The sequence below is a fragment of the Burkholderia sp. AU32262 genome (assembly GCF_020419985.1).
GTDB lineage: Bacteria > Pseudomonadota > Gammaproteobacteria > Burkholderiales > Burkholderiaceae > Burkholderia > Burkholderia semiarida.
In genome coordinates this window covers 164014-176073 of sequence record NZ_JAIZRS010000013.1, presented here as the reverse complement: position 1 = coordinate 176073, position 12060 = coordinate 164014, and the positions used below count along the sequence as shown (strand labels likewise).

The window sequence follows — 12060 nt, the reverse complement described above, 5'->3', positions numbered from 1 at the left end:
CGACGTGATCAAGCTCGACCGATACGACCTCGCGATCCTGCGCCTGCTCGAGCGCGACGGGCGCATCACGAAGTCGAAACTCGCGGAAGCCGTGAACCTGTCGATTTCGCCGGCATGGGAGCGCGTGCGCAAGCTCGAGGAAAGCGGCGTGATCCGCGGCTATCGCGCGGACGTCGACTGGATCGGCGCGTGCGCCGGCAGCCGCATCGTCGTCGAGGTCACGCTGTCGCGGCATACCGCGCCCGACATGCGGCGCTTCGAGGATCGCGTGGCCGCGGCGCCCGAGGTCGCGCAGTGCTACGCGACGGGCGGCGGCGTCGATTACGTGCTGCACGTGGTCGCGCGCGACATCGACCATTACCAGCGCTTCATCGATGCGTTGCTGATGGAAGACCTCGGCATCGAGCGCTACTTCACGTACATCGTGACGAAGGTCGTGAAGTGCACCTCCGGCGGCGTGCCGGACTGGTTGTGAAAGTTCGCGCCGGTGCGCGGCAATACGGAAAAAACCGGCATTTCCAGCCGTGCAAACCGAAATTTCCGCATGCGCCGGCGCGACACAATGAAGTCCGTGCCCACCAACGAGGAGACGCAGCATGCTGCCCGGACACCCCGTTCTGTTCAAGTCGACCTGCTACGTCGACGGTCGCTGGATCCACAGCGACAGTGCCGCGACGGTCGCCGTCGTGAACCCGGCCGATCAGGCCGTGATCGGTCACGTGCCGATGCTCGATCGCGCGCAGATCGTCGCGGCCGTCGATGCCGCGCAGCGCGCGTACGGCACCTGGCGCTGGACATCGCAAGCGGCGCGCAGCGCGGCATTGCTGCGCTGGCATGCGTTGATGCTGCGTCACGTCGACGATCTGGCCGCGCTGCTGTCGCTGGAACAGGGCAAGCCGCTGGCCGAAGCGCGCGGCGAGATCCGCTATGCGGCGAGCTTCGTCGAATGGTTCGCGAACGAGGCCAAACGCGTCGCGGGCCGCACGATTCCGACGCATATCGACGGTGCGCATCTCGGCACCATGATGGAGCCGGTCGGCGTCGCGGCGCTGATCACGCCGTGGAATTTCCCGGCCGCGATGATCACGCGCAAGGCGGCGGCCGCGATCGCGGTCGGTTGCACCGTGGTCGTGAAGCCCGCGCACGAAACGCCGTTCTCGGCGCTCGCGCTCGCGCAGCTCGCCGACGAGGCCGGCTTCCCGGCCGGCGTGTTCAACGTCGTGCTCGGCGAGCCGCAGATGGCGATGGAAACGCTGGTCGGCGACGCGCGCGTGCGTGCGGTGAGCTTCACCGGCTCGACGCGCGTCGGGCGGCTCGTGACCGAAGCCGCCGCGAAGGCCGGCATTCGCAAGATCGCGCTCGAACTGGGCGGCAACGCGCCGTTCATCGTGACCGAGGACGCGGATCTCGACCAGGCGGTGCCGATCGCCGTCGGCGCGAAGTTCCAGACGTCCGGCCAGGACTGCTGCGCGGCGAACCGGATTCTCGTCGCGCGCCCGCTGTACGACGCGTTCGTCGAACGGTATGCGAACGCGGTGCGCGCGTTGAAGACGGGGCCCGCGTTCGAGCAGGGCGTCGACGTCGGCCCGCTGATGCATCAGGCCGCGTTCGACGCGACCGTGGCGCGCGTCGAGGATGCGCGGGCGCGCGGTGCGCGCATCGTCGCGGGCGGCCGGCCGCATGCGCTCGGCGGTTGGTTCTACGAGCCGACCGTGATCGCGGATGCCGCACCCGGCATGCGCGTGGTCGACGAGGAAAACTTCGCGCCGATCTCGGCCGTCGGCGCGTTCGACACGCTCGACGAGGCAATCGAAACGGCCAACGACACCGAATACGGCCTCGCCGCCTACGTATGCGCGACGCGCGTCGACACGATCTTCCAGCTCGTGCGGCGGCTCGATTTCGCGATGGTGTCGGTCAATGGCGTGAAATTCACCGGCGCGCCGATCCCGTTCGGCGGGATGAAGGCGTCGGGCCTCGGGCGCGAAGGCGGCGCCGAAGGCTTCGAGCCGTTCACCGAAACCAAGTACTTCTGCCTCGGCAATCTCGGCCTGCCTGTCGCGGCGACGGCCTGACCCAATCAAAGGAGCACATCATGCAAAAATCGATCGACGCACTGCTGCGCGAGGACCGCGCCCACTTCATGCACCCGTCGACGCACGCGTACGACCACGAGACCGGCGCGCTGCCGGGCAAGATCGTGCGCGGCGGCGAAGGCATCCGCATCGAGGATCACCAGGGCAAGCGCTATATCGACGCGTTCGCCGGCCTCTACTGCGTGAACATCGGCTACGGCCGCACCGAAGTGGCCGACGCGATGCACGAACAGGCGAAGCAGCTCGCCTATTACCACACGTACGTCGGCCACGCGTCGGACGCGATCATCGAGCTGTCGTCGCGCATCATCGACTGGTCGCCGGCGGGGATGAAGAAGGTCTACTACGGGATGTCGGGTTCCGACGCGAACGAGACGCAGGTCAAGATCGTCTGGTATTACAACAACGTGCTCGGCCGCCCGAACAAGAAGAAGATCATCTCGCGCGAGCGCGGCTATCACGGCTCGGGCATCGTGACGGGCAGCCTCACGGGCCTGCCGAGCTTCCACCAGCATTTCGACCTGCCGATCGACCGCGTGAAGCATACGGTGTGTCCGCACTGGTACCGCAAGGCGCCGGCCGGCATGAACGAAGCGCAGTTCGTCGCGTACTGCGTCGACGAACTCGAGAAGCTGATCGCGCGCGAGGGCGCCGACACGGTCGCCGCGTTCATCGCGGAGCCGGTGATGGGCACGGGCGGCATCATCGAACCGCCGGCCGGCTACTGGCCCGCGATCCAGGCCGTGCTGCGCAAGCACGACATCCTGCTGATTTCCGATGAAGTCGTGTGCGGGTTCGGGCGTCTCGGCTCGAAGATGGGCGCGCAGCACTTCGGGATCGAGCCCGACCTGATTACAGTCGCGAAGGGGCTGACGAGCGCGTATGCGCCGCTGTCGGGCGTGATCGTCGGCGAGAAGGTGTGGGACGTGATCGCGCGCGGCTCGCAGGAACACGGGCCGATGGGGCACGGCTGGACGTATTCGGGCCATCCGGTATGCGCGGCCGCGGCGCTCGCGAACCTCGCGATTCTGGAGCGCGAGAACCTCGTTGGCAACGCGGCCGAGGTCGGCGCGTATTTCGGCGCGAAGCTGCGCGATGCATTCGGCGCGCATCCGCTCGTCGGCGAAGTGCGCAGCGTCGGGATGCTGGCCGCGCTCGAGTTCATGGCCGACAAGGACGCACGTACGCCGTTCGATCCCGCGCTGAAGATCGGCGCGCAGGTGTCGGCTGCGGCGTTGCAGCGCGGCGTGATCGCGCGGGCGATGCCGCACGGCGACATTCTCGGCTTTGCGCCGCCGCTCGTGATGACGCGTGCGGAAGCCGACGAGATCGTCGCGATCGTGAAGGATGCGGTGGACGAGGTAGCGGAGCGGAATATTTCGGCCGTCGCGTGAGTTGTCAGCGATCCTGATGCGCGTTCCGGCGCGCGAGGCGACGCCGCCGCATGCAAGTGCGGCGGCGTGTTTTCTTGCCGGTCCGGGTGCAGGTCCGGTTCAGCAAAACCGTCGTCGCATCGCCTACGGCGCGCGTCGGCTATCGCCCGTCACTCAGTAATCCCACACGACCGGGACGAACCGGAAACCGTCGCCGTCCCGGGCAACATGGCCGATGGACGGGAACGCGACGTGCGCGGCAGCCAGCATCGAGCCGGTGTCCGCGGCTTCGTTGAACAGCGCGAGACGCACGTCGACCGCCGCTTCGGGATCGTGTTCGAAGCCGTTTTGCCAGTCGGGATTGTCGAAGTTGACTTCGAAAATCGCATCGCCCGCGAACGTCAGCTTTTCTCCGTTCGATGCGATGTCGACCACGCAGTGCCCCGGCGTATGCCCGCCCGTCACCCGCGCCGACACGCCCGCGGCGACTTCCACGGTGCGATCGAACTGCACGACGTGTTCGCCGTAGAGCTCCATGAACCTCGCTGCCGCCTTGCGCAGCGCGGGCGGAACGGTTTCCGGCATCACCGTCTTGCTGAAGTCCGGATGCTTCCAGAACGCCACTTCCGCGGCCGACACGTGAATGCGTACGTCGGGGCGCAGCTTCGCCTTGACGCCGTTGACGTTCAGCCCGCCGACGTGATCCATGTGCATGTGCGTGATCACGATATCGGTGATCGCGGCCAGATCGATGCCGGCCGATTCCAGACGCATCACCGAGCGCCCGGCGCGCGTGAAGTATTCGAAACCGTCGCCCACGCCCGAATCGATCAGGATCAGGCGATCGCCGCTGCGCACGAGCGCGATGTTGAGCGCCCAGTCGAACATGTCGCGTTGCAGGAAACGGCCGTCGAACCACGCGTTGCGGTCCGCTTCGCTCACGTTGGTGGACATGGTGGAAGTCGGCAGCGGCAGCACGCCGTCGCTGATCAGCACGACATCGACGTCGCCGATGCGCACCGCGTAGCGGGACGAAACGAGCTCGCCCGAAGATTCGTTGCCCAGGCGGGCGGTAACCGGCCGGACGTTGCGGATGGGTGCGTTCATGTTCAGTAATCCTGTTCGTCGAGTGAGGTAAGCCGCGCGGCACGGCGCGGCTCGCTGGCGCGATCGTGAAGGCCGCGCTTCGGTTCGCCCGGATTCCGGTCGAGCGTGTCAACGATTGTAGTGACGGCCGACACATGCCGACAGCGCCGCGCGGGGGCACATCGTGTTGTCCGGACGACAACAATCGGGCCGCAGCTTCGGTGGCCCGAAATGCACGTCGCCCGCCGTCCGTTGCCGGACGGCGGGCGACGCAATGGTTGCCGTTTATGGGAAGCCGGGCGCGGCCGGCGCGCGGGTCAGCCCGGCTGGCCGGGGAGCGTGTCGCCGCGCAGCGAACATCCGCGCGTCTCGATCACCGCCAGCAGCGCGATCAGCCCGACCGCGCAGGCGGCCATCATGTAGTACGCGGGAATCAGTGCGTTGCCGGTCTTGCCGATCAGCCAGTCGTTGACGATCGGCGCGGTGCCGCCGAACAGCGACGTCGACACGTTGTAGGCGATCGCCATGCCCGCGTACCGGACGTGGGTCGGGAACATCGCCGGGAACATCGCGGAAATGGTGGCGAGCTGCGGCACGTAGAGCACGCCGAGCACCGCGAAGCCGACGAACGCGCCGAGCGGGCCGTGCGTCATCAGCGTGAACATCGGCACGGCCGCGACGAACAGCCCGACGAGCGAGATCCACCACATCGTCTTGCGGCCGACGCGATCCGACAGCCAGCCGGCGAACGGCAGCAGCACCATCATCGCGAGCATGCCAATCAGCGGAATCAGCAGCGACATGTTTTCGCTGACGCCGAGCTCCTTGTGCATGTAGGTCGGCATGTACGCGAGCAGCACGTAGTTGACGACGTTCAATGCGACGACGAGCCCGCCGAGCAGCAGCAGCGGCTTCGCATAGCGCACCAGCAGCAGCCGGATCGGCAGCGCGGCGGCGACGCTTTTCTCGCGGCGGTGCGCCTGCTCCTCGAGTTCGCGGAACACCGGCGTTTCCTCGAGGCGCGAGCGCAGGTAGAAGCCGATCAGGCCGAGCGGCGCCGCGACGAGGAAGGGCAGGCGCCAACCCCACGCATGCATCGCCGAATCGCCGAGCAGCAGCGCGAAGCCGAGCATCAGGAACGCGCCGAGCGAGAAGCCGGCGAGCGTCGCGAATTCGAGGAAGCTGCCGCACAGGCCGCGCCGCGAATCGGGTGCGTATTCGGCGATGAAGGTCGCCGCACCGCCGTATTCGCCGCCGGTCGAGAAGCCCTGCACCATGCGCAGCACGATCAGCGCGGCCGGCGCCAGCCAGCCGGCCGTCGCGTAGCTCGGCAGCAAGCCGACGAGCAAGGTTGCGCCCGACATCGTCAGGACCGTCAGCGCGAGCACGCGCTTGCGGCCGAGCCGGTCGCCGAGCGGCCCCCAGAACAGGCCGCCGAGCGGGCGGATCAGGAACGAGATCGCGAACGTGCCGAGCGCGAACAGCGTCGCGCTGGCCGTGTTGCCGGGAAAGAGCGCGGCGGAAATGTACGCGAGGCCGTACGCGTAAATACCGTAATCGAACCATTCGGTCGCGTTGCCGAGGGCGGCGGCCGTGATGGCGACCCGCGGCAGGCTGTGCGGCTCGTCGCCGCGCTGGGTGGTTGTATCGTCGGGAATCGACGACGCGGCGGAAACGGAAGTCCACGATGGCACGTATCGCATGAGGGTCCTCGCTATCAGCATGCGCCCGGGCGGGCGCCGACGAGGATCAAAGTAATCCCGCCAATTAGCGATGCCCGATGTCATAGGACGATGTGGAGATCGGGGTTTTCCCGCGCCGTGGCGGGGGGCCGGCTGAGGCCGGGCCGGCTCGCCGCGGCGCCGGCCGGCGAATGGCGGTAAGCTGCGCGCAGCCATGCGGGATTCGTCGGAGTGTGCGGCGCGTGGCGTCCCTTTTTTCACCCTTCATCAGGAGCGCATATCGTGGCGACCTACATCGTCTTTACACGGGAAAGCACGCAGGACCAGCATGAGCTCGACCTCTACTCGAGCCAGGTCGGAGCGACCCTCGCCGGCCATCCGGTGAAGGTGCTCGCCGCTTATGGGCCGCAGGAAACCCTCGAGGGCGAAGGCCCGGAAGGCGTCGTGATCGTCGAGTTCCCGTCGAAGGAGGCCGCGCACGCGTGGTATCACGGCCCCGAATACCAGAAGGTCGTCCAGCACCGGTTCAAGGGCGCGCGCTATCGCGCGGTGCTGGTCGAGGGCGTCTGAGCGCGGCCGCGCGCGCCCGTTACCGCACGTGCGGCAGCAGCGCGCGCAGCCAGTACGCGACGGCCACCGCGCCGCCATCCGGCGTACCGATCGCGCGTTCGCCGAGATAGCTGGCCCGTCCCGCGCGCGGCGTCATGCGTGCCGTTTCCTGCGCGCCTCGCTCGGCCGCGTCGACGGCCGCCGCCCATGCGCTCGCGGGATCGCGATCGCCGTCGAGCGCGCGGCCGAATGCGTCGACGGCCGGCACTAGCGCATCGAGCATCGTCCGGTCGCCGGCCTGCGCACCACCGAGTTCACTGATCGAATCCACCGCCGCGCGGAACGCCGCGGACCAGTCGCGCGGCGACGGCTCGGCGATATCGGCCAGCCGGCGCGACGCGCGCAGCAGCGCGGTCGCATAGAACGGGCCGGAGCTGCCGGCGATCGCGCGACGCAACGCGGCGCCGAGCGCCGCGAGCGCACCGGACGGCGTGCCGTACGCGGTGTCGGGTAGTTCGAGGATCGCCTGCGCGGCGCGCCGCATGCTCGCGCCGAGATCGCCATCGCCGGCTGCCGCATCGAGATCCGTCAACGTCTGCTCGTGGTCGATCAATGTTTGCGCCACCGCGTGCAGCGCCGGCTGCAGGCGCGCGGCCCACGCGCGGCCGGCTGCGTCGAGCGGCGGCAGCGGCGCGTCCTGCGACGCGGCCGCGGCCACGCGAATCCGTGTGTTCACGATGCCGCCGCCCGGCCATGCACGCGCCTGCGTCGGCGCATCGAGCAGCGCCGCGCGCTCGTCGTTCAGCCGCAGCACCGAGATCGAGCAGCCCGGCATGTTCAGCGCGGACAGGAACGTGCCGGCCCATGCGCGCGCGACGACGATGCCGCGCCGGCTCAGGTTGTCGAACGCGGCGCGCAGCACGATCGCGAGTTCCATGTCCGGCGTCGCGCCGAGGCCGTTGACGAACAGCGCGACGCGCTCGTCGCGCTCGAGCACGAGATCGGCGACGATGCTCGCGAGCAGCGTGTCGGCCAGCGCGTCGGCCGGCAGCGGCGCGCGGCGCTCGACGCCTTTCTCGCCGTGGATGCCGAGGCCCAGCTCGATCTCGTGATCGGCGAGGCTGAAGCCCGATTTGTCGGCGCCCGGGATCGTGCAGCCGTCGAGCGCGACGCCCATCGTGCCGAGCTCGGCCGCCGCGTCGCGCGCGATGCTCGCGACGCGGGCAAGCGGCAGCCCGCGCGCGGCGGCGGCGCCCGCGAGCTTGTGGATCAGCACGGTGCCGGCGATCCCGCGCCGCTGGCCGCGCTCGACGCGGCCGCGCAGCGCGACGTCGTCGGCGACGACGACGGTTTCGACCGGAATGCCTTCCGCGCGTGCGAGCTCGGCGGCGAGCCCGAAATTGAGGCGGTCGCCGGTGTAGTTCTTCACGATCAGCAGCGCGCCGTTCGGGCCGGCGCTCGCGCGAATCGCGGCGAGCACGGCGTCGGTCGACGGCGACGTGAACACTTCGCCGCACACGGCCGCGCTCAGCATCCCTTCGCCGACATAGCCGCCGTGCGCGGGCTCGTGGCCGCTGCCGCCGCCGGACAGGATCGCGACCGGCCGCTGCGACGGCTCGGGCAGCGGCTGGCGGACGAGCACGTGCTCGTCGCCGAGGATCGCGAGATGCGGCGATTGCCGCGCGATGCCTTCCAGCATCTCTCGCACGACGTCGGACGGGCGGTTTACTAGCTTTTTCATGGCGACGGGTTCCGGACGGGTGAACGGGGCTCGGCCGGACGCGCACGGGCGCCGGACGGCTTTCGTGTTGCGGAGGATCGTGCGTGAGCGGTTGCCGGTCGCAGGCGATCGCATAACCGACGACCGGATGCGGGGCGGGCAACGAAGCGTACGCCTGGCGCCACGATACATCAGGTTCGGACGTCGCGACACGGATCGCGACGCGATCGCGCCGGGGCGGAACGGCGGCGCGCGCCGGATGCCGCTACTTGAGCGCGGCGATCGCCTTCGCGCGAATCAGCCGCGCACGCAGCACGTTGCGGCTGATGCCGAGCAACTGCGCGGCCCGGATCTGGTTGCGATGGCTGAATTCGAACGCGACGCGCATGACCGTGTCCTCGATGTGTTCGAAAAGATTGCCGTGCCCTTCGTCGAACAGGTCGCGCAGCGCGTGTTCGAGCGCCGCCTGTGCGTCGGCGGGCGAATCGGCTGCTGGCGCGGCAACGGTCGGCCGGCATGGCGGCGCGATGTGCAGGTCGGTGTCCTGCAGCGCGTCGTGGCGGCTCACGAGCAGCGCGTGATGGATCACGTTCTCCAGTTCGCGGATATTGCCCGGCCAGCCGTGCGCCTCGAGCCGACGCTCGGCGCGCGGATCGATGCGGCGCGGGCCGCTGCCGAGCCGGTCGCGGTACATGTCGAAGAAGTGCCGCGCGAGCGGCAGGATGTCGCCCGGGCGCTCGCGCAGCGGCGGGACCGCGAGCTGCACGACGTTGAGCCGGTAGAACAGGTCGCCGCGAAAATGTCCGGCCGCGACGGCCTGCTGCAAGTCGACGTTGGTCGCCGCGACCACGCGCACGTCGACCGGAATCCCCGTGCGCGAACCGAGCCGCACGACCTCGCGTTCCTGCAGCACGCGCAGCAGCTTGACCTGCATCGCGAGCGGCAGGTCGCCGATTTCGTCGAGAAACAGCGTACCGCCGTGCGCGGCTTCGAACCAGCCGGGCTTCGCGTTGATCGCACCCGTAAACGCGCCTTTCTCGTGGCCGAACAGTTCGCTGTCGACGAGCGTTTCGGAGAATGCGCCGCAGTTCACCGCGACGAACGGCCCGTCGCGACGGGCGCCGAGATCGTGCACGCGGCGCGCGATCAGTTCCTTGCCGGTGCCCGTCTCGCCGACGATCAGCACGTTCGCGTCGCTCGGCGCGACGCGGCGAACCTGTTCGAGCAGCGCGAGCGAACGCGGATCGGCGAACACCTGCGCTTGCGCACAGGGCTGCGCGTGACGTTCGGGCCGCGTGAGCACGGGCGCCTCGGCCTGAAGCTCGGCGAGGTCGCGGGGCGCGGTGACGACACGAAGATTGAGCGGGCGCGGCGATGGGGAAATGGAAGTCATGGCGATGAACCGTTGGATGGCCAGGCGATGCGGGGCGGCTGCTGCGTGATCAGCAGAGTGTTGAACGTTTCGCCGCGCGCGAAAAGCATCGATTTCTGATAACCAAAGCGCGATTGCTGCGGAACCTGCAATGGCGCGGAAGCGCGGCGGCGCCGAGACGCTCGAACGTCGAATCGGGTGCTATCGCGCGTGATGCGCTGCTGCCTGATCAGCAGCGCATCAGCAGAGCCGCTGCACCGGATTCATCGCGTGACGGAATATCGATGTGACGCGCGAGCCGAAACGCTTGCCACTGTCGCGCATTTGGTCGAGCGCCAATTCTGACGGGCGATGGCGCAAAGTTTCGGGATGCAGACGACCTTGCCGCCGCGCACCCGAACCGATGGCACGCTCCTTGCTGACCCGAGCAGGTATCGCCGCACTGCACGCGGCTCCACCACGGGAACACATGGCATGAGCCACACCCTCAACGTCGTCGCGATATCGGGTAGCCTGCAGCGGCCGTCGCGCACGCTGGCGCTGACCGACGCGATCGTCACGGCGCTCGGCGCCGCGCTGCCGATCGATACGCGGCTGATCGAACTCGGCGAGATCGGCAGCCGGCTGGCCGGCGCGCTGACGCGTGCGCAGGTGCCGGCCGATCTCGATGCGCTGATCCGCGCGATCGAGACGGCAGACGCGCTCGTCGTCGCGAGCCCGGTGTACCGCGCGTCGTACACGGGCCTTTTCAAGCACCTGTTCGACCTCGTGCGCCACGACGCGCTCGTCGACGTGCCCGTGCTGCTCGCGGCCACCGGCGGCAGCGAGCGGCATGCGCTCGTGATCGACCATCAGCTGCGCCCGTTGTTCAGCTTCTTCCAGGCACGCACGCTGCCGATCGGCGTGTATGCGTCCGAAAGCGATTTCAACGCGTACCAGATCGCCAGCCCGGCGTTGCGCGAGCGCATCGCGCTCGCGGTGAATCGCGCGGTGCCGCAACTGCGCGCGCATGTGCTTTCCGCCGCGGCCGCGTAAGCCGCTTTTTCGTTTCCCCTTCGACCAGGACACCTTCATGAGCCTTCCCGACCCTTCCGCCGACGGCGTCAAATTCGCGTACTGGGTGCCGAACGTCAGCGGCGGCCTCGTCGTGAGCACGATCGAGCAGCGCACCGACTGGAGCCTCGAATACAACCAGAAGCTCGCGCGCACGGCCGAGGCAGCCGGCTTCGACTACGCGCTGAGCCAGATCCGCTTCACGGCCGGCTACGGCGCCGAATATCAGCACGAGTCGGTGTCGTTCAGCCAGGCGCTGCTGCATGCGACGACGAAGCTCAAGGTGCTCGCCGCGATCCTGCCGGGGCCGTGGCATCCGGCCGTGGTCGCGAAGCAGCTCGCGACGATCGACCACATCTCGAACGGGCGCATCGCGATCAACGTCGTGAGCGGCTGGTTCAAGGGCGAATTCACCGCGATCGGCGAGCCGTGGCTCGAGCACGACGAACGCTATCGGCGCTCGAAGGAATTCATCCAGGCGCTCAAGGGCATCTGGACGCAGGACAATTTCACGTTCAAGGGCGACTTCTACCGCTTCAACGACTACACGCTGAGCCCGAAACCGGTGCAGAAGCCGCATCCGGAAATCTTCCAGGGCGGCAGCTCGCGCGCGGCGCGCGACAACGCGGCGAGCGTGTCGGACTGGTATTTCACGAACGGCAATACGCCGGAGAACCTGAAGGCGCAGATCGACGACATCCGCGCGAAGGCGGCCGCGAACAACCATCGCGTGCGGATCGGCGTCAATGCGTTCGTGATCGCGCGCGACACCGAGGAAGAAGCGAAGGCCGTGCTCGACGACATCATCCGGCATGCGCACGTCGAGGCCGTGCACGCGTTCGGCGATGCGGTGAAGCAGGCCGGCAAGGCGTCGCCCGAGGGCGAGGGCAACTGGGCGAAATCGACGTTCGAGGATCTCGTGCAGTACAACGACGGCTTTCGCACGAACCTGATCGGCACGCCGCGGCAGATCGCCGAGCGGATCGTCGCGCTGAAGGCGATCGGCGTCGATCTCGTGCTGGCCGGGTTCCTGCATTTCATCGAGGAAGTCGAGTACTTCGGCAAGCGCGTGCTGCCGCTCGTGCGCGAGCTGGAGGCGCAGCGGCAGGCCGTGGCCGCGTGACGCCGA

Annotated in this window: 10 protein-coding genes; 6 read left to right on the top strand and 4 right to left on the bottom strand. The window is 68.4% G+C overall.

What is annotated here, in order from left to right; genetic code table 11:
• Positions 1-4: 4 nt before the first annotated feature.
• The 3 genes from LGN10_RS17745 to LGN10_RS17735 all read left to right on the top strand — a co-directional run bounded on the left by LGN10_RS17745 (position 5) and on the right by LGN10_RS17735 (position 3490).
• On the top strand, positions 5-475 hold the full coding sequence (locus LGN10_RS17745) for an Lrp/AsnC family transcriptional regulator (RefSeq protein ID WP_226224457.1): 471 nt from the start codon (positions 5-7) through the stop codon (positions 473-475).
• Between the two features lie 121 nt (positions 476-596).
• Entirely contained in the window at positions 597-2075 is a 1479-nt protein-coding gene (locus LGN10_RS17740) for an NAD-dependent succinate-semialdehyde dehydrogenase (protein WP_226224456.1), read from the top strand.
• Between the two features lie 20 nt (positions 2076-2095).
• Positions 2096-3490 (top strand): aspartate aminotransferase family protein, encoded by a 1395-nt coding sequence (locus LGN10_RS17735; RefSeq protein WP_060967244.1) that lies wholly within the window; start codon positions 2096-2098, stop codon positions 3488-3490.
• A gap of 153 nt (positions 3491-3643) precedes the next feature.
• On the opposite strand, the gene LGN10_RS17730 is transcribed toward LGN10_RS17735, so the two are convergent.
• On the bottom strand, positions 3644-4576 hold the full coding sequence (locus LGN10_RS17730; protein WP_226224455.1) for an MBL fold metallo-hydrolase: 933 nt from the start codon (positions 4574-4576) through the stop codon (positions 3644-3646).
• Positions 4577-4872: 296 nt separating this feature from the next.
• A complete protein-coding gene (locus LGN10_RS17725) occupies positions 4873-6258 on the bottom strand; it encodes an MFS transporter (protein WP_059641089.1) in 1386 nt (461 codons plus the stop codon).
• A 261-nt stretch (positions 6259-6519) separates the two neighbouring features.
• Here LGN10_RS17725 and LGN10_RS17720 point away from each other — a divergent pair, with 261 nt between their 5' ends.
• Positions 6520-6807: a DUF1330 domain-containing protein gene (locus LGN10_RS17720; RefSeq protein ID WP_059579480.1), complete on the top strand. Its 288-nt coding sequence runs from the start codon at positions 6520-6522 to the stop codon at positions 6805-6807.
• A gap of 19 nt (positions 6808-6826) precedes the next feature.
• Here LGN10_RS17720 and dhaL read toward each other — a convergent pair whose 3' ends face one another.
• Both dhaL and LGN10_RS17710 read right to left on the bottom strand, forming a co-directional pair.
• On the bottom strand, positions 6827-8527 hold the full coding sequence (dhaL, locus tag LGN10_RS17715) for a dihydroxyacetone kinase subunit DhaL (protein WP_226224454.1): 1701 nt from the start codon (positions 8525-8527) through the stop codon (positions 6827-6829).
• Between the two features lie 244 nt (positions 8528-8771).
• A complete protein-coding gene (locus LGN10_RS17710) occupies positions 8772-9899 on the bottom strand; it encodes a sigma-54 interaction domain-containing protein (protein WP_089465990.1) in 1128 nt (375 codons plus the stop codon).
• 453 nt (positions 9900-10352) lie between these two features.
• On the opposite strand from LGN10_RS17710, the gene msuE reads away from it, so the two are divergent.
• Positions 10353-10913 (top strand): FMN reductase, encoded by a 561-nt coding sequence (gene msuE, locus LGN10_RS17705; RefSeq protein WP_226224453.1) that lies wholly within the window; start codon positions 10353-10355, stop codon positions 10911-10913.
• Positions 10914-10950: 37 nt separating this feature from the next.
• Complete coding sequence (gene sfnG / locus LGN10_RS17700; protein ID WP_059579471.1) at positions 10951-12054, top strand: dimethylsulfone monooxygenase SfnG; 1104 nt, start codon at positions 10951-10953, stop codon at positions 12052-12054.
• Positions 12055-12060: the final 6 nt, after the last annotated feature.